At 69.0% G+C, this 17743-nt stretch carries 12 protein-coding genes and 1 riboswitch; of the genes, 3 read left to right on the top strand and 9 right to left on the bottom strand.

Annotated features, from left to right (window positions below):
• Positions 1 to 33: 33 nt before the first annotated feature.
• The 4 genes from OKA11_RS14300 to OKA11_RS14285 form a co-directional block, all read right to left on the bottom strand.
• The gene (locus OKA11_RS14300) at positions 34 to 1002 is read right to left on the bottom strand and encodes a FecR family protein (RefSeq protein WP_267221432.1); all 969 of its coding nucleotides are present in this window, start codon (positions 1000 to 1002) and stop codon (positions 34 to 36) included.
• A gap of 84 nt (positions 1003 to 1086) precedes the next feature.
• Positions 1087 to 1650, bottom strand: coding sequence for an RNA polymerase sigma factor (locus OKA11_RS14295; RefSeq protein ID WP_267221430.1), 564 nt, complete (start codon positions 1648 to 1650; stop codon positions 1087 to 1089).
• Positions 1651 to 1754: 104 nt separating this feature from the next.
• Complete coding sequence (locus OKA11_RS14290) at positions 1755 to 3089, bottom strand: sigma-54-dependent transcriptional regulator (protein WP_267221428.1); 1335 nt, start codon at positions 3087 to 3089, stop codon at positions 1755 to 1757.
• Positions 3089 to 4870 (bottom strand): sensor histidine kinase, encoded by a 1782-nt coding sequence (locus OKA11_RS14285; RefSeq protein WP_267221426.1) that lies wholly within the window; start codon positions 4868 to 4870, stop codon positions 3089 to 3091. Before OKA11_RS14285 ends, OKA11_RS14290 begins: the two co-directional genes overlap by 1 nt.
• A 234-nt stretch (positions 4871 to 5104) precedes the next feature.
• On the opposite strand from OKA11_RS14285, the gene OKA11_RS14280 reads away from it, so the two are divergent.
• The 3 genes from OKA11_RS14280 to OKA11_RS14270 all read left to right on the top strand — a co-directional run bounded on the left by OKA11_RS14280 (position 5105) and on the right by OKA11_RS14270 (position 9840).
• Positions 5105 to 6454 carry a dicarboxylate/amino acid:cation symporter gene (locus tag OKA11_RS14280; RefSeq protein WP_267221424.1) on the top strand — a complete coding sequence of 450 codons (1350 nt, stop codon included), beginning with the start codon at positions 5105 to 5107 and terminating at the stop codon, positions 6452 to 6454.
• A 124-nt stretch (positions 6455 to 6578) separates the two neighbouring features.
• Complete coding sequence (locus OKA11_RS14275; RefSeq protein ID WP_267221422.1) at positions 6579 to 8024, top strand: alginate export family protein; 1446 nt, start codon at positions 6579 to 6581, stop codon at positions 8022 to 8024.
• Positions 8025 to 8121: 97 nt separating this feature from the next.
• A complete protein-coding gene (locus tag OKA11_RS14270) occupies positions 8122 to 9840 on the top strand; it encodes a sensor domain-containing diguanylate cyclase (protein ID WP_267221419.1) in 1719 nt (572 codons plus the stop codon).
• Positions 9841 to 9879: 39 nt separating this feature from the next.
• On the opposite strand, the gene pnuC is transcribed toward OKA11_RS14270, so the two are convergent.
• The 5 genes from pnuC to OKA11_RS14245 form a co-directional block, all read right to left on the bottom strand.
• Positions 9880 to 10440, bottom strand: a complete 561-nt coding sequence (pnuC, locus tag OKA11_RS14265) for a nicotinamide riboside transporter PnuC (protein WP_267221417.1) — start codon at positions 10438 to 10440, stop codon at positions 9880 to 9882.
• The gene (locus OKA11_RS14260; RefSeq protein ID WP_267221415.1) at positions 10440 to 11597 is read right to left on the bottom strand and encodes a phosphotransferase enzyme family protein; all 1158 of its coding nucleotides are present in this window, start codon (positions 11595 to 11597) and stop codon (positions 10440 to 10442) included. The genes pnuC and OKA11_RS14260 overlap by 1 nt, the downstream gene beginning before the upstream one ends.
• A gap of 2 nt (positions 11598 to 11599) precedes the next feature.
• On the bottom strand, positions 11600 to 13897 hold the full coding sequence (locus OKA11_RS14255) for a TonB-dependent receptor (RefSeq protein WP_267221413.1): 2298 nt from the start codon (positions 13895 to 13897) through the stop codon (positions 11600 to 11602).
• Positions 13898 to 13929: 32 nt separating this feature from the next.
• A riboswitch (TPP riboswitch) is annotated at positions 13930 to 14039 on the bottom strand.
• Between the two features lie 152 nt (positions 14040 to 14191).
• A complete protein-coding gene (locus tag OKA11_RS14250; protein ID WP_267221409.1) occupies positions 14192 to 16009 on the bottom strand; it encodes a diguanylate cyclase domain-containing protein in 1818 nt (605 codons plus the stop codon).
• Positions 16010 to 16087: 78 nt separating this feature from the next.
• A complete protein-coding gene (locus tag OKA11_RS14245) occupies positions 16088 to 17626 on the bottom strand; it encodes an MFS transporter (RefSeq protein WP_267221406.1) in 1539 nt (512 codons plus the stop codon).
• Between the last annotated feature and the right edge of the window lie 117 nt (positions 17627 to 17743).

Here is a 17743-nt window from a genome sequence, read left to right as displayed (position 1 = left end):
CCGGGCCGAACCGCCAAGCGGCGGCGAAATTTTTCAGCGTGTCAGCACGAAACCGCCGCCGCTGGGGGTGGCGCGGATGCCGAGGCCCAGATCGAGCGCGGAAAGGAACGCGGCCGGATCGGTCGAGGTGAAGCGCCCGCCGACCGGGATGCCGGTCAGTTCGGGATCGGCGATCAGGATCTTGCCCGTGAGGTAGCGGTTGTACTCCTGCACGGCGGCCTGCAGCGGCTGGTTGTCGAACACGATCTCGCCCTGCTGCCAGGCCAGCGTTGCCGCCATGCGCTGCGGGCTGGCCGGGCGGACGGTGGGCCGGGCGGCGGAGAGCAGCAGCCCCTCGTTGGCGGCGGCGACCTGGCCGGGCGCAGCCGGTGTGCCTTGCTCGCTCCCCGCCAAGGCCCGACCGGCGAGCACGGTGACGTCCATCGCCGCAGGCTGGATGCGGACGTTGAACCGCCCGGCCGAGAGCAGGGCGACCTGGCCGTCGCCGTGGACGCGGGCGGCAACGCCGGCGCGCAAGTCCAGCGCCACTTCGCCGCGCAGGATCCACAGGCTGCGCTCGCTTTCGGAAAACCGCCATTGCAGCTGGCTGTCGGTGTTCAGCATGGCGTGGCTGCCATCGGGCAGGATCAGGCGCTTGCTTTGCCCGACATCGGAGCGTGCGCTCTGCCAGGCATAGGCCCGCGTGGTGACGCCGCCGGCGGCCAGCAATCCGGCGAGGCCGATGCCGCCGAACGCGGCCAGCGCCCGGCGGCGCGACAACCCTTGAGCCGGTGCGGGGGCATGGACATCGGCGGCCCCGGCCCCGGACCCGGCGCGATCCGGTGCGGCCGCCCGCCAGACCGAGAGCGCGCGGGCGAAGGCGATGGCATTGCCGGGCGCGGCGCCGCGCCATGTCTCGAAAGCCGCTTCATCGATCGTGCCGGCCTCATGGCGCGCGAGCCAGACCGCCGCTTCGCCGGTCGCCTTGCAGTGCCGATGCCGTTTCTCGTCGAAGATGCTCATGGTTCCGAATGCGGTAAGTTCAAAGGCCGGAACAGGAGACGAGCGGCGCGGGCAAACCCGCCAAGTCCGCGGCCGATTTATTTTCTACCGCTTGCGCTGGGCCTGGGCATCGCCGGCACCGTGCGGTTCCGCCTCCGCGTCGAGACGGGCGCGGGAGAGCAGTTCGATGGCGCGGGCCAGCCGCTTCTCGTATGTCGACAGGCTGATGCCGAGATCCTGCGCGATCGCCCGCGAGGATTCCCCCTCGATCCGGCGGCGGACAAAAACGGTGCGGCAGCGTTCCGGGAGGCCGGCGATCAGGTCCGCCACCCGGCGCAGCCCGTCGCGCCCCGCGATGATGCGGTGCTGGTCCGGCGTGTCGTCGGCCAGGGCGAGGTGATCGGCGTCGGCGAGTTGCCGGAAATCGACGATGCGCTGGCGGCGAAACCGCTCGATGGCGATATGGCGCAGCATGCGGATCACGTAGGCGCGGGGATTGTCGATGGCGGCCCAGCCGTCCAGCGTGAAGAGACGGGCGAATGCCTCCTGCACAAGGTCTTCGGCCTCCTCGCGCGCGCCGCAGATGCGCAGCGCGGCGGCGAAGAAGCGGTCTTCGTGGGGAAGCACCTCATCGGCGAACCAGATGTCGATCGGACGAATGACAGGCACGGGAGAACCGGTGAAGCTTGCGGGACGGCGGCTCTCCTATGGCCTGCCGGTGTCAGATCGATGACGGTGGGACGGTTGCGGCCCGGTCAGTCCTTACGGCCCAGTCAGTCCCTGCGGCGAAGCGCGGTCAGGTCGATGCCGTGCTTGTTGACCTTGTAGTAGAAGGTCTTGCGCGGCAGATCGAGCGCGCGAATGGCCGCCCCGATCTCGCCGCCCGCCGCCTGCACGGCGGCAATGATCTCGTCCCGCTCGAAGGCATCGACCCGTTCGGTCAGCCCTTTCGCCGCGCCGGGGGCGGGGGCAGGGGCGGGATCGCCCAGCCCCAGCACGAACTGCTCGGCGAAATTGCCGAGCTCGCGCACGTTTCCGGGCCAGTCGTGCCGTTCGAGCATGGTGCGCAGCGGCGCGGTGATCACCGGCAGCTCGCGGCCGAGGCGTCTGGCGGCATCGCCCGCGAAACGGGCGAACAGGGCTGGAATGTCCTCCCGCCGCTCGCGCAGCGGGGGGATGCTGAGGCGCATCGCGGCCAGCCGGTAGAACAGCGGCGGCAGCAGCGCCGGCGGCGGTCCTTCCGCGGCGTTCTGGCTGGTCGAGATGATGCGTATGTCCACCGGCACGGCCTCGTCGCGGCGGCGCAGCACGCGCTGTTCGGCGAAGGGCAGCAGCCGCTCCTGCAGATGGGACGGGGCGCGGTCGACGTCGTCGAGATAGAGCGTGCCGCGATGCGCGGCGGCGAGGCCGGGTTCGGCATGGCCGCTGGCGGTGAACAGCGGATCGGCCAGCGCCTGCGGCACCCCGGCGCAGGCGATCGGCAGGAAACGGTGGCGGGCGCGCTTGCCCGCGCGGTGGATCAGGCGCGCCAGCAGGTCCTTGCCGGTGCCGGTCTCGCCTTCGATGAACAAGTCGATATCGGCATTGGCGAGCACCGGGATCATTTCGCGCAGGCGCCGGATCGCGGGATTTTCGCCAAGGAACAGCGGCGCGTCGTCGGCTTCGGCAAGGCTGCGCAGGCGGCGGTTCTCCAGCGTGAGAGCGCGCGCGGTGGCGGCGCGCCGGACTGCCGCGATCAGGGTGTCCGGGGCAAAGGGTTTGGTCAGGAAGTCCCAGGCCCCCGCCTTGAGCAGTTGCACCGCCATCTCGATGTCGCCGTGGCCGGTCACCAGGATCACCGGCAGTTCGGGGTCCCGGTCATGGAGCTGGCGAAACAGGTCGATGCCCGAGACGAGCGGCATGCGCACGTCGGTGACCACCACGCCCGGCCAGTCGGCAGTGATGGCGGCGAGCGCCGGAGCGGCGGCGGCAAAGGTCTCCACCGCGAAACCCGCCAGCCGAAGCAATTGCGCGGTGGCGCGGGCGAGGTCGGCGTCGTCCTCAACCAGCGCGACGCGGGCGGCATCGTGGTTTTCGGGGGGGCTGGCGGGAAGGGAGCTGTCGGCCATCAGGCAAGTCTCAGACGCAGTTCGAACGCGGCGCCGCCGGTTCCCGGCATTAGGCCTCGTGCGGCCTCATCGGGGAGCAGGCGCAGGGAGCCGCCGAATTCCTGGGCGATGTCCTGGGCGATGACGAGGCCGAGGCCCAGCCCTTCGGCGCGGCTGGTGGCAAAGGGCGTGAACAGGCGGGCGGCGATCTCGGGGGCGATGCCGGGGCCATTGTCGGCAATGACGAGGCACACGGCCTGCGCCTTGCCCTCCTCGTCCTCATCCTCGTTCACGTTCTCCTCGAGCGCCAGCGTGATGGTGATGCGCGGATCGGGGTGCCCGGCCAGCGCCTCGGTGGCGTTCTGCAGCAGGTTCACGAGGATCTGCTCGATCCGCACTTTGTCCCCCCGCACAAGGAGGCCGGCGGGAATGTCCGGTGTCTCGTAGCGCACGGCGGCCAGCCGTTCCTTGAGCAGCAGGCGGGCGCCGTCGAGCCCGTCTGCGAGCAGCACCGATCCCGCGCCGCCCTCTCCGGCAATCCCCTTTCGCGCGAACCCGCGAAGCTGGGCGGTGATCACGCCGATCCGCTCGGCAAGCCGGTCGATCGCCGAGAGGTTCTCGCGCACCTCGCCGCTGGCACCCTGGTCGAGCAGGTGGCCTGCCGAGGCGGCATAGTTGCGAATGGCGGTCACCGGCTGGGCGGTTTCATGCGCGACGCTCGCGGTCACCTGGCCCAGCGTGGCGAGGCGGTTGGCGAGGCGCAGCTCCTCGCGCAGGAGCGCGGCGCGGTGTTCGAGCGCGGCGCGCTCCTCCATCTCGCGGCGCAGTTCGGCGGTCCGCTCGGTCACCGCCGCTTCGAGCAGGGCCGTGCGTTCGCGGCGGCGGCGGTTGCGCTGCGCCAGCCACCAGACCGCGCCGACGGCGAGCAGCGCCAGCAGCGCGGCCATGACCTGGGCGCTGCGCATCGGCGTCGTCACCGCGACGCGGATCGGCTGGGCGAGGTTGACCTGCCAGCCGTCGCGGCTGGGCGGGCTGCTGGCCAGTTGCAGGGCGCCCCTGCGCTCGTCCATGCGGACCAGTCCCTCGCGGTCGATCGTGTAGGGCCTGGGCTTCAGCCCCGGCGCGCCGATGTCGGCGGCCACGGCCTGCTGCGCCGCGGTGTCGATCGGCTGGGTCATCGCGAAGCGCCAGGCATCGCGGCTGGTGACGAGGATCACGCCGTCGGCATTGGTCACGAAGGTCTCGCCCCCGGCGGTGCGCCACTGCGCCTCGATCCGGTCGAAATCCAGCTTGATGACCAGCACGCTGCTGCCGGCCACCTTGCGGGCCAGGTAGAGCCCGGGGTGATGGCTGACGGTGCCCAGCGCGAACTGCGCGCCGCCGCCGCTGCGCATCGCGTCGCGGTAGTAGCGCCGGAAGCGATAGTCGCGCCCGCTGAAGCTCTCGCGGCGGTTCCAGTTGCTGGCCGCCACCGAAAAACCGTCCGGCCCGATGAGGTAGATGGCCGAGGCGCCGATGCGATTGGCGAACGTCTCGAACTTGGCGTTGAGCCGCTTGACCGCGCCCGGCTCGGCCCGGGCGGCGGCGATCACGTCGCGGTCGTCGGCCAGCGCTTGCGGCAGCAGGCGGAAGCGGGCGATCTCGCTGTCGAGCAGGGCCTGTCGCAGGCGCGCGTCGGCGGCGACCGAGGCCGCGAAGGCGGCCGCGGAGCGGCGGCGCACGACTTCGCCCGCCACGCTGCCCGCGACGAGGGCAGCAGCGAGTGCGGCGACAAGCCAGTAGAGACCATGGCGGCGATTCACGCCCCGGAAGGTAGTCGCAGTGGCAGCGATGTGCAAATTGTTGCACATCGCTGCGGTGCAATGTGCCGATTTCCGCCCATCGTCATGGCCGGCTGCGCCGCCAAGTGCCCGGAAACCGGCGGTTTAAATGGATTGCAAAAATGTCTTTGGCCGCAGCGCGAAATCGAACAGCCTTGGGTCAGCACCCGATAAGCATAAGTCTTGCGCGTGCAGAGAGAGGAAGAAAGGCCTGCCATGCACACCCCATTGCCCGATACGCACGCGTCCGCCGCGCCCCGCCGCTGGTACGCGCATCTTTACGTGCAGGTGCTCATCGCCATCGCGGCGGGTGTCACCATCGGTCACTTCGCGCCCGCCACGGGCGAGGCGCTGAAGCCGCTGGGGGATGCGTTCATCAAGCTGGTCAAGATGGTGATCGCCCCGGTCATCTTCCTGACCATCGTCACCGGCATCGCCTCGATGCGCGATCTGCGCGCGGTCGGCCGGGTGGCAGGCAAGGCATTTGCCTATTTCTTCTTTTTCTCGACCCTGGCGCTGATCGTCGGGCTGATCGTAGCGAACGTGGTTCGCCCCGGTCACGGCCTGAACATCGATCCCGCCACGCTCGATGCCTCGAAGGTCGCACTCTTCTCCGAGAAGGCACACGAAACGACGATCACCGGGTTCCTGATGGAAATGATCCCGGACACGTTCCTCTCGTCCATGACCGAGGGCAATATCCTTCAGGTCCTGGTGATCGCCATCCTCTTCGGCATTTCGCTGGCCATGCTTGGCGACCGCGGCGCGCCCGCGCTCTCGCTGCTGGAAACCGTCTCGATGGTGTTCTTCAAGCTGGTGTCGATCGTCATGAAGGCGGCGCCGGTCGGTGCCTTCGGCGCGATGGCCTTCACCATCGGCAAGTACGGGGTGGGCAGCCTTGCCAATCTCGCCGGGCTGGTGGCGACCTTCTATGTCACGTCCGCGTTGTTCGTCGTCGTGGTGCTGGGGGTGGTGGCGCGGCTTGCCGGGTTCTCGATCTTGGCGCTGATTTCCTATCTCAAGGCCGAACTGCTGCTGGTGCTGGGCACCTCGTCCTCGGAAAGCGCGCTGCCCTCGCTGATGGAGAAGATGGAGCGCGCGGGTTGCCCCAAGAGCATCGTCGGCCTGGTCGTGCCGACCGGCTACAGCTTCAATCTTGACGGCACCAACATCTACATGACGCTGGCGGCGCTGTTCATCGCCCAGGCCTGCAACGTGGAGCTGACGCTGGGCCAGCAGGTGCTGCTGCTGGGCGTTGCCATGCTCTCCTCCAAGGGCGCGGCGGGCGTGACCGGCGCCGGTTTCATCACGCTGGCGGCCACGCTCTCGATCGTGCCCTCGGTGCCGGTGGCGGGCATGGCGCTGATCCTGGGCGTCGACCGGTTCATGTCGGAGTGCCGCAGCCTGACGAACTTCATCGGCAATGCGGTGGCAACCGTGGTGGTCTCGCGCTGGGAAGGCAAGCTCGATACCGCGCGCTTCAAGGCCGTGCTTGCCCAGCGCGAACCCGCTGCCGAGACCCCCGCCGCCGATAGCCGCGCCGCCGATAGCCGCGCCCTCATCTGACCGCCTGCACGCGCCGCTCGCGGGAGAGCGAACGGCGCGCCCGACCTGAAGCCGGCGCCGAAGCCTGCCTGATTTCCGCCTGAACCAAGACGGGGCAAGAGCCCCGCACAGGATCCCCCCGAAGATGACCATTTTGTCTGCGCGGCTGCTTGCCGCAACCCTTTGCTGCGCCTCCGTCACGGCGCATGCCGAAGAGACGAAAGCCCCCGCCTACCCGGTTTCCGCCAACGGCGACGGCGCCGTGAGCAACGGCTACAGCATCTCGCGCTGGGCCGAGGACTGGCGGGTCATGGCCAGCAAGGCGCGGCGCGACGATCCGCTCGACCGTCTCAAGTTCCTGCCGCTGACCGGCGATGACAGCGTCTACCTGACGCTCTCTGGCGAACTGCGCCTGCGGATGAACCAGACCACCAATCCCAACTTGCGCGAGGGTGAGGCGCAGCGCCAGGACATCTCCCGCGTGGTCGCCGGTGCCGACCTGCACGTGGGCCCGCACTTGCGCTTCTACGGCGAGCTGGCGCATGGCGGCCTCGGCGGCGAGAACCTCGGCAAGCCGTCCAGCAATTTTCGCAACGGTCTTGCCGCGCAGCAGTATTTTGCGGAAGTCAGCGAAGAGGTCGGCGGGCTGGATGTCGGCATCCGCTATGGCCGCCAGGAGTTCGTCGACGGCCCCAACCTGCTGACCTCGCAGCGCGACAACAACACCATGCATTACACCCTGAACGGCGTGCGCGCCTGGGTGCGCGGCAAGGCCGTGCGCGCGGACGTGTTCGACTTTCGCCCCACGGCCTATGGCGAGGATGGCCTGCGCGATGACAAGAGCGATCCCGAGCGCCGGTTTTCCGGGGTGACGCTGGGCTACGCGGTCCCGCCGAGGTTTCTCGGCGGCTCGAAGCTGTTCGTCGATCCTTTCCTCTGGCGGCGACAGAACGGGGTCGGCGCCTGGGGCGGGCGGGTCGGCCCGGCGACCCGCTACTATGGCGGTGTCCACGTCTACGGCGATGCCGGGCCGGTCAATCTCGACTGGACCGTCAACCACCAGTGGGGATCGTTCATCGACCAGCGGATCGATGCCTGGCAGGTGCTGCTGGCCCAGTCGCTGCGGCTGGGCGCGGACAAGGCGGCGCCGCGCGTCGGCCTGAGCGCCGACTACGCCAGCGGCGGCGGCGGCTACGGCGATGGCAAGCTGCGGGATGCCTATTCGCCCTTCGGCAACAACGTCTACTTCAGCTACCAGCTCTACCTGACGCCCACGAACTTGCGTTCGCTGGCGCCCACCTTCAGCTTCTCGCCGCTGAAGGCCGTCAAGGTCAGCGCGGAGTACCGCTTCGCCTGGCGCGACAGCGTGACCGACGCGGTCTACCGCGCCAACGGCCAGGCCTTTGCCGGTACCCAGAACGGGCGTGCCCGCAAGATCGCCGAACTGGCGCGCCTGCAGGCGGTCTGGACGATCTCGCCGCGCGTGACCTTTACCGGCCGCTACGAGCACCTCCAGGCCGGTCCCGCCCTGACTTCGGCAGGCTACCGCAGTTCCGATTTCCTCGCGGGCTGGCTCAGCTTGCGGTTTTAGCCCCTTCAAGGGTCCGGGGCAGGGCCGGAAGAGCGCGAGGCGTGATCGGCGCGGTGCCCTTATCGGTATGGAAACCAATTGGGCATAATGCGGCAGGATGTCCTTCCTTGGTTTTCGTGAAACGTTCCTGGCCGCGTTCCTGCTCGTCGCGGTCCTGGGCTATGTCAGCATCGGCGCCGCCGATGGCGGGGCCGGCCAGGACGTGCGCAGTTCCTGCTGGGCTTCGGGCGACCTGACGGAAGACCTCGCGCGGGTGGCCCGCAGTGCGCCGCGCTGGTCCTGCGCGGGGGCGCCGCCTTCGCTCGATGCCGAGCGGGTGATGTTGCGCTTCGATGTGGCTGCTGCGCGTCCGCTGCCGCGCTATTTCCTCTCCCGGCGCAGCGCCCTGGAAGGGGTGCATCTGCTGGCCGTCGACCGCAGCGGCGATGTCCGGCGCCAGGACATCGCGGCGGCGGCGCTCGCCAGCTCCATGGCCGGCGGTTACTTCAAGGCGCCGCTGCCCGAGGTCACGCCGGAAACCCGCTGGGTGATCGCGGCGATCGACCGGCCAAGCCACCGCATGCTGCTGGAGCGCGCCTATCTTGCGCCCGCCGATGCCGGGGACGGCATCGCCGGCATGCGGTTCCTGCTCATCCTCGCCGGGCTGGGCGGCATGCTGATGATGCCGCTCTTGTTCAACGCGGCATTCTACCGGGCCCTGCGCGAGCCGTTCGTGCTGTGGCATTCGGCGCTGGCCCTGTCCCTGCTGATGACGATCTTCGTCTCTTCCGGGCTGTCGGTGCTGTTTTTCGATCCCCCGGCGATGACGCTGAACTGGATGACGGCGGTGGTCTTCGGGATGACGATCGCGTCGGGGACGATGTTCACCCACAGCTTCATCGAGCCCGAAGCGATGTCCCCCCGGCTGCGGCGCCTGCTGCCCTTCTGCGCGGCCTGGGCGATGCTGCTGGGCCTGTTTCACGCGGCGTTTCCGCTGGTTGCCCGTCCCTGGCAGGCAAGCCTCTACACCGCGGCCTTCGCCCCGGTCCTGGTGGTCTTTGTGGCGGCGATGGCAAATGCCCTGAACAGGGGCAGCCGGGCCGCGAAGTTCCAGGTGATCGGTTACCTGCCCATGGTGGTGGTGGCGCTGATCCGGCTGGTGACGGGGGTCATGCCGTGGTCGCACAGCAGCGATGCGATGATCCTGTTCTACCTCGGCTGCGTCAGCGAGGTGCTGTTCACGACGCTGGGCATGGCCGATCGCCTCGTGACGATGAAGCGCGAGCGCGACCGCGCCTGTGTCGAGATCGACATGCTGGAGCGCCTGTCGGAGACCGACCCGCTGACCGGACTGCTGAACCGGCGCGCGATCGAGCGCCAGTTCGAGCAGCTTCGCGCCGATGGCTTCACGACGCTCGCCGTGGTCGATCTCGACGATTTCAAGACGATCAACGACGAGAACGGGCACGCGGTGGGCGATGCGGTGCTCAAGGCGGTGGCGATCGCCTTGCAGGCGGGGCCGGATGTGCGCGCCTTCCGGTTGGGCGGCGAGGAGTTCGTGCTGCTGGTGCGCGGGCCCGACGCCGACATGCGCGCCGAACTGCGGCGCACGGCGATCCCGGCGGCGGTCGCCCGGGGCGTGCCCGAGCTGGGCCGGGCCGTCACCGCCAGCATGGGCGTGACCAGCCTCACGCGCGAGGAAGGCTTCACCATACCGTATGACCGGGCCGACCAGCTGCTCTATGCCGCCAAGAATGCGGGCAAGAACCGCATGCGCAGCGCCCTTGCCATGGCGCCGAAGCGCAGCGCGTTCAAACGGGTGACGATCGCCGCCTGAACCGCCGCCGGCGCTTCGCCACGGGCGGGAGCGGGGCGGTCAGGTGCGCGTCCGCGCGCGCTGCCAGGCCCGGTAGCCGATCACCGCGAGCCCGATCATCGCTGCATAGAGGCCCGCCGTGAGCCACAGGCCCTTGAACACGAACATGCCCACATAAAGCACGTCCACCGCGATCCACAGCAGCCAGCTGGCGGCATGGCGGCGGGCCGTCCAGTACTGGGCGACAAGGCTGAAGCTGCTCAGCATGGCGTCCATCCACGGCAAGGCCGCGTCGGTGTAGCGGCTGGTGATCCAGCCGATGGCGAGGCCGCCGAGGGCGCCGAGGGCAAGCCCTGCCGCCGCCCGCGGCAGCGCCAGCGGTCTGACCACCACTTCGCCGCTATCCTGCTTGCCCCGCGCCCAGACGAACCAGCCATAGAGGATGGCGAGGCCGAACAGCGCCTGCAGCACCATGTCGGCATAGAGCCGCACGTCGAGGAACAGCTTGAAGTAGAGCGCGCAGGCCAGGAGGCTGACCGGCCAGCACAGCAGCCAGCGCCGCGCGGTCATCCAGATGCCGAGGAAGCTGACGATGACGGCGATGATCTCGAGCGCCGACATCAGGCGAGGTTTCCCCGCTCCAGCGCGCCGAGGAAGGCCTGTCCGGCGGCAGAAAGGAACCAGTCGGCATGATCGATCAGGTAGCCTTGCCAGGCAAGTTCGGCCTGCGCGGGATCGCCGAGGATGCCCGCAAAATAGTCCACCTCGGAAAGCGCGAATTCGATGTGCACCAGCGGCAGCAGGCGCAGGAGGGTGACGAGCTGGCCCTGGCTGAGCGGCAGCACCGAACGATACCCCGACAGCAGCGCCTGAGCGCAGCGCGCATCGGCGGGACTGTCGCGGCCTTCGGCAATGTCGAGCCAGGGGATGGCGGTACGCTCGATCGCGGTGGCAAGGTCGTGGAGCGCACAGGTCTGCGTGGCCAGCCCGAAGTCGAACACCGTGCGCACCGTGCCCTGCCGTGACCACAGCAGGTTGGAGGGATGCCAGTCGTTGTGTGTCCAGAGCAGCGGCTGGTGTTCGAGCCGCTCGGCAAGGCCGCTGCCCAGCGCCGCGAACAGCCGCGCCAGTTCGGCCCGCCATGCCCGGTCGGCCAGATAGGCGCCCAGCGCCGGGCGGGCGCGGATATAGGCCTCGGCCGCCAGCAGCGGATCGGGGGCGGGGAGGATGGTGAAGCTGGCGACCAGCGGGTGCGCGCCGCGCTCGGCGGCAGCGAAGCCGCGTGCCGCCAGGTGCAACCTTGCCAGCGCGGCGCCGGCCTCGCGGGCATGGGCGGCGGAGAGGAACGGCGTCCACGATTGCCGGTCGCGGTAGAGGTCGTCCCCTTCCGACCGGCGGTGCAGTTCGTAGCTCCATTCGCCCCGCGTCACCGCGCCGGAGCCGTCCCGCGCCGTCATGACATCCGGCACGCCGAGGCCGGCGCCGCGCAGGTGCGCCATGAAGGCATGTTCCTCCGCGAGGGCTTCGGGCGTGCGCAGCCGCCGGTGATGGCGCTTGAGGAAGAATTCGCCGCGGTCGGTCTGTGCCAGCACGGCAGCCGAGAACGGGCGCGGCGAGTGCCAGCGCAGTCCGGCGAAGACCCCCGCATCCGGGAAAGCGGCGAGGATCGCGGCGGCCTCCCCGGCCGTGATCGCAGGCCAGGTCGGCGCCTCCCAGGCCGTGCCCATCCCGTGAACCCGATGAGGGTGATCGGCCGGACGAGGCGCCGCGCTGCTCATGGTCAGAAGGCGCGCGAGAGCGTCGCCACGAAGGCGCGGCCGCTGCCGACGTAGTAAGTTGGCGCCGAGCCGGAGATCAGCGTGCCGCCGCGCGCCGTCGTATCCAGCGCATTGGCGGTGATCGCCTGCACGCCGGACAGCACGTGGGGGTTGGTCACGTTGATCGCATTGAGGCGCAGGTCCATGCGCTGCGCGTCGATCAGGCCGGCGAGATGCACGCCGATCGAAAGGTCGAGCGTGGCGTAGCCCTTGATGCTCTCGTCGTTCATGAAGGTGGCGTACTGGCGGCCGACGTGCTTGAGCGCGGTGCTGCCGAACAGGCGGCCGTCGTCATAAGTGGTGCCCATGGCGAACTGGAACTCGGGGCTGGAGACGGCGCGCTTGCCCCTGGTCGGCAGATAGTCGCCGCCCACGGCAAGATCGTCGTCCTGGCGGGTGTGCAGGTATTCGCCCGAGAGATAGACGCTCACGCCCCTGGCCGGGCGATAGTCGATCTCGCCGTCGAGGCCGTAGGAGGTCTGGCTGCCGCCGTTGATCGTCGAATTGACCAGCGCCCCGCCGCTGTTCACCACGGTTGCCACCTGCCGGTTGCGGAAGTGGTAGTGGAAGGCGGTCAGCGAGAACGACAGGCTGGGGCCGATGTAGCGGTAGCCCAGTTCCTCGGAGACCGAATATTCGTTCTTGAGGCCGCTCGTGCCCTGGCTGACCAGTTCGCCCGCGTAGTAGCTGTTGTAGAGCGCGAACTCGTTGGGCGTGCGGAAATTGGTGGTGACGTTGGCGAAGAGCTGCTGCCGCTCGTCCAGCGTGAAGTGCACGGCGGCGCGGGGCAGCGCGGCGAAGCTGTCGCGGCGGACCTTGTCCTGCGGGCCGGGCAGGTAGTTGCGGCCATTGCGCAGCACGTCGACCCCCTTGAAGCCCAGCTCGACGCCGAGGCGCGGGGTCACGGCGATGCTGTCGGCGACAAAGAAGCCCTTGGTGACGGTCTCGGTGCGCGCATTCTCATAGGCCAGCAGGCGGCCGTCGGCGGTGCGGATCGCCTTGCTCTGGTAGCCCCACTGGTCCAGCGGATGGCCGCTGGCGTCGATCGCGGTGTAGGACTGGGTGACGCGGTCGGTGCCGTAGTCGAACCAGAGCCCGGCGGTGAGCGTGTGGGCGCCCGCGGTGAGGGTGAGCTTGCTGACGTCGCCGACGCGGCGCTGCTTGCCGGTCCAGTTGCCGAGCACCGTCGCCGTCCCGTCGACCGCGCCGGGCAGCGTGATCGGCTGGGTCAGTTCCTCGGTGCCGAGGTAGTTGCCGGTGGTCGTCAGCTGGGTGCCGTAAGGGGCGTTGCCGTGGCCGAACTGGAGGTAGGCGGTGGTGTCGAAGGCCAGCCGGTCGCCGAGCGTGAGGTGGACCGGCGCGGAGACGTAGAAGTTGCGGAACGGCGCGCGATAGAGGCGCCAGTAGGTGGTGCTGCCTTGGCTGTACTGCCTGTCGTAGTTGTAGTCGCGGCCATAGGCCTTCCAGTCGGCCAGCGAGGGGCTGGCATAAGTCGAGGTCTTGGCGTCGTTGTACGAGAAGGCGATGGCGGCGCGGTTGCCCGCGCCCCATTCGCGCAGGAGCTTGCCGTCGACGTGCTGGCGCTTGTCGAAACCGGCGCCGCGCCAGTTGTCCGCGCGGTTGTTCGAATAGGAGATGAAGGCCTTGATCCCGCTGGCGCCCAGCGTGCCGGTGTCGAAGCGCACGAAGGCGCGGCGGGCATCGTAGGAGCCGAGCGAGAGGTTGACGAGGCCGCCCATCTCGGCCTTGGGATCGTCCAGCGTCAGCGACAGCAGCCCGCCTGCGGCCGCAACCACCGGGGCGTCGATCGAGGCGGCGCCTTGTGCCAGCGCGATCTGCCGCACGTTCTCGGCATCGGCGAACTGCGAGGGATAGGCGTAGAAATAGCCGATGTCGTTCTGCGGCGCGCCTTCCATCAGCACGCCGATCTGGTCCTGGCCCAGCCCGCGCATGGTCAGGCTGGAACTGGTCGAAAGCCCGTAGGGATCGCTCGACGAGACATTGGCGCCGGGCAGCAGGTTCACCAGCTGGAAGGCGTTGAGCGTCGGCGCCTGCTTGACGATGAAGTCGGACGAGATCGCGCTGATCGCCTTGGGGGCGGTCTGGTCGGGCAGCAGGCCTTCGGGATCGGGGTGGCCGACGACCTTGATGTCGGCCCTGGCATCGGCGGAATCGGCCTCATCTGCCAGTGCCGGAACGGCCACGAGCAAGGCGGGAAGCCCAAGGGCGAGGCGGGAAATCGTACGGAAACTGCCGGTCATCGCTTCGTGTCCACTCCAATCGGAGGGACAACGGATCAGCCGCCAGCCCTCCCTACGCCGGTGTCAGCCGGATCAGGTTCAGCGGGTCGTGGTCTGCTGACCACCTCTCAGCCGCGCATGAGCGGCCCCCCGGGGATGGCGCGCCTCTAGTCGTTCGCGGGGGCGGTGGAAACCCTTTATTGCAATTCATGACAGGGCGCCGCCCAAGTGATCGCGCGAGCGGGCGCATGGGTGCCGGGTTGCAGGGGTGCAAGGGTGCAAGGGTGCAAGGGTGCGCCAGGGCGCAGGGGCGCGTCAGGCGCCGGGGGCGTTGTCGCCGTGGGGGACGTGGCGGGCGGTGCCAACGACCACGCGGTCGCGTCCGGTTTCCTTGGCCCGCAGCAGCGCAGCGTCCGCCGCCGCGATCAGGGTCTGTGCGGTGCCATGACGGGGATAGACGGCAAGGCCCATCGACACGGTGATCGGACCGATCGGCTGGCCCTCGTGCAGCAGGTCCAGTTCGGCGATCCGCTCGCGTATGAGGGCGGTGCGTTCAAGCGCCCGTTTCTCGTCGAAATCGGGCATCAGCATGAGGAATTCCTCGCCGCCGTAGCGGAACACCATGGCGTCGTCGCGCACCACGCCGGCGAAGGCGCCTGCGACTGCCCGCAATGCGAGGTCGCCGACATCATGGCCGTAGCGGTCGTTCAGATTCTTGAAGCGGTCGATGTCCATCATCAGGCAGGCGAGCGGGGCATCCGTCTCATCGGCGGCGATCACCAGCCGGCGCAGCGTGCTGTCCAGCTCGTGGCGGTTGCGCAGTCCGGTGAGGGGATCGTGCAGCGCCTTGTCGCGCAAGGCCTCGCGCAAGTTGAGATTGGCGAGCGCGAGGCCCACCGTCTCGGACATCAGTTCGATGTAGGTGGTGGTCGAAGGCGCCGGTTCGCCTGCTGCCGAGAGGTTTTCGAGCACCAGCAGGCCGATCGTCTCGCCCTGCGCGGTGAGCGGCACGCACATCGTCGCCTGCACCGCCTCGAGCGCAACATGGCGGCAGGGCACGTCGGTGAGGTTGTGGCCCGGGCTGTGGATCTGCCCGCGCCGCAGCGCCCAGCAGTCGTCCGGGCTGAAGGCGAGGTTGCTGCCGTGGGGCGTCAGCCACTGCGCGGCGCAGGCCATGCGCGCGTGTCGCTCGTCGAGGATGAACAGGCGCCCGGCGAGGTCGGGCGCGATCTTCGGCGCGAAGAGCTGCACCACCCGGTAGAGGTCGTCCACCGACTCGCAGCCCTGCAGGCGCTGGGTCATGCGGGCGAGCAGGTCGCGCACCGCCCAGTCGGCATCGCGCTCCTTCTGCAGGCGCTGGCGTTCGAGGCCGTTCTCGCGGAAGATGCGCACCGCCTGCGCCATGTCGCCGATTTCGTCGACTTGCGAGATCGCGGGGGGCTCCACTTCGTAGTCCTGGTCGGCCAGCCGGTTCACCACGTCGCTCAGCGTGACCACCGGCTTCAGGATGCGGCGCTTGAGGATGAAGCCCAGCACGAAGAGGAACAGCACGGCGGTGAACGCCACCATGGCCTCGGAGATCGTGCGCAGGCGCTGCGAGGCGGTGGCGGCTTCTTCCACGGCATCGTCCGAACGCTCGTCGAGCATGTAGCGGAAGCGGCCGAGCAGGAAGTGGGTGCGTTCCAGCTCGCGTTCGTATTCGGGGCCGAACACGATCTTGCGGGCCACGGCATCGTCCCCCTTGCGCATGGCGGCGATGGCGGCCTGCTGTTCGTCCTCCAGGGTGGCACCCTGGCGCAGTGCCTGTTGCAGCGAGCGCAGTTCCTCCTCGCTCGCGCCATTGTCGCGCAGCTTGGCCATGCGCTGCTCGATCGAGCCGAGGTCTGTGCGCAGGCGAGTGTAGGCGATGGCGTGGCTGGGGTCGCCGGATACCGCGAAGAGGCGGGCCTGATCGGTCAGCTCCGAAAGGTCGGTCTCGACTTCGGCGGTGAGCTGGTCGAACAGGTCGCGCTGGACGATGGCGCCATGTTCGGCGCTGTCGGCATTGGAGGCCATGACCATGGCGACGCCTGCCGCGATGGTCAGGCAGACGGTGGCGCCATAGGCCCAGTTGGTGATGGTGGCGATACGCATGCGACCAACCCCTTGATCACCCCGGCCGACGGCGGCAGTCGCAGACTATTCCGCCATCGGTGCCGATTTGGCAAGGGTTCAGCTTTCCTGCCCCGCTGGCCTGGCGCCAGTCGGCGTCGCATCGTCGGAATGGCCGCTGATTTCGGCGCCGGCCTCGGGCGCAAAGCGCAGGTTCCAGATCGTCGCCGAGAGCGAGATGGCGGTCACCACCCAGAACGCGGCGGAAAAATCGCCCAGCGTCGGCAAGGCATGGCCGCGCGCCAGCATGGCGAGGTGCAGGGCGACCGCCGCCACGCAGATGCCCAGCGAGAGCATCAGCTGCTGGAAGGTCGCGTAGAACGCGGTGGCATTGCTCATCTGGCGCTTGTCGATGCCGTCATAGGCGATCGTGTTGTAGGCGGTGAACTGGAACGACATGAAGAAGCCGGCCTCCACCAGCACCGCGAACATCGCCCAGGTCGGCCAGGCCGGATTGAACAGGCCGCAGATCGCGTAGCCAGCCGTGGCGATCACCCCGTTGACGATCAGCGAGCGGCGGAAGCCGAAGCGGCGCAGGATGCGCGGGGCAAAGCTCTTCATCGCCAGCGATCCGACCGCGGTGGCGACCGTGATCGTGCCGCTGCGCGCGGCCGAGAAGCCGAAGCCGACCTGCATCATCAGCGGCAGCAGGAAGGGCTGCGCGCCCTGGGTGATGCGCGTCACCGACCCGGCGATCACCGACAGACGGAAGGTGTCGTCGCGCAGCAGCGCGAGGTCGAGGATCGCGCCTTCGCGGCGGCGGGCATGGGCGATATAGGCGGTGCCGGCCACCAGCCCGACGGCGATCAGCGTGCCGGCCAGCCCGGCCTCGCCGGGACGGCTGACCATCTCGAAGCCGAACAGCAGGCAGCCGAGCGCGATGCCGCTCAGCACGAAGCCGATGGCATCGAAGGGGTTGGGGCGCTCTTCACGCACGTTGGCGATGAAGCGGCCGGTCAGCCACAGGCCCAGCATGCCCATCGGCAGGTTGATGTAGAAGATCCAGCGCCAGTCGAGATAGGTGACGATGAAGCCGCCGAGCGGTGGCCCGACGATCGGGCCGATCAGCGCGGGCACCAGCAGCCAGGACATCGCGTTCACCATGTCCTGCTTGGCCACCGTGCGCAGCAGCACGAGACGGCCGACCGGGATCATCATCGCCCCGCCAATGCCCTGCACGAAGCGCGAGAGCACGATCATCTCCAGCGTCGGCGACTGCCCGCAGGCCAGGCTGCCGAGCATGAACAGCACGATGGCGGTACGGAACACGGTGCGCGATCCGAAGCGGTCCGCCAGCACGCCGGAGGCGGGGATGAAGATCGCCAGTGCCAGCAGGTAGGACGTCAATGCCACGCTCATGTCCTGCGGGCGGACGCTGAAATCGCGGGCCATCGTCGGCAGCGCGGTGGCGAGCACCGTGGCGTCGACGAATTCCATGAACAGGGCGGAGGCGATGATGAGCGCGACCAGCCGGTAATTGGCGCCGGGCGCCTGCGCGCTGCGATCGGGCGTCATCGCGATCCTGCCCGCCGCCGGGACGATGCCGTCGCGCACTTCGGCGTTGACCGAGGCGATCCCGCGGCGGCGGGGCCTCAGCACGGGGCGTCCGGTCTGCGGGGGCGGGAGAGGGGGGCTGGCATCAACATGATTCGACTTGGCATATAGGACGCCCGGCCCCCCCTCGCCCGATCGAACTACGCAAGTGCGATTTCATTT

Source organism: Novosphingobium clariflavum, assembly GCF_026420865.1.
Lineage (GTDB): Bacteria > Pseudomonadota > Alphaproteobacteria > Sphingomonadales > Sphingomonadaceae > Novosphingobium > Novosphingobium clariflavum.
The sequence above is the reverse complement of the archived record's forward strand: the minus strand, read 5'-3'. Positions and strand labels throughout refer to the sequence as shown.

What these genes read in the sequence shown, in the direction of transcription:
- OKA11_RS14260 (WP_267221415.1), bottom strand. Translation starts at nt 11,597, where the DNA reads ATGAGCAGCGCGGCGCCTCGTCCGGCCGATCACCCTCATCGGGTTCAC.
- OKA11_RS14270 (WP_267221419.1), top strand. Translation starts at nt 8,122, where the DNA reads ATGTCCTTCCTTGGTTTTCGTGAAACGTTCCTGGCCGCGTTCCTGCTC.
- OKA11_RS14290 (WP_267221428.1), bottom strand. Translation starts at nt 3,089, where the DNA reads ATGGCCGACAGCTCCCTTCCCGCCAGCCCCCCCGAAAACCACGATGCC.
- OKA11_RS14280 (WP_267221424.1), top strand. Translation starts at nt 5,105, where the DNA reads ATGCACACCCCATTGCCCGATACGCACGCGTCCGCCGCGCCCCGCCGC.
- pnuC (WP_267221417.1), bottom strand. Translation starts at nt 10,440, where the DNA reads ATGTCGGCGCTCGAGATCATCGCCGTCATCGTCAGCTTCCTCGGCATC.
- OKA11_RS14250 (WP_267221409.1), bottom strand. Translation starts at nt 16,009, where the DNA reads ATGCGTATCGCCACCATCACCAACTGGGCCTATGGCGCCACCGTCTGC.
- OKA11_RS14255 (WP_267221413.1), bottom strand. Translation starts at nt 13,897, where the DNA reads ATGACCGGCAGTTTCCGTACGATTTCCCGCCTCGCCCTTGGGCTTCCC.
- OKA11_RS14275 (WP_267221422.1), top strand. Translation starts at nt 6,579, where the DNA reads ATGACCATTTTGTCTGCGCGGCTGCTTGCCGCAACCCTTTGCTGCGCC.
- OKA11_RS14300 (WP_267221432.1), bottom strand. Translation starts at nt 1,002, where the DNA reads ATGAGCATCTTCGACGAGAAACGGCATCGGCACTGCAAGGCGACCGGC.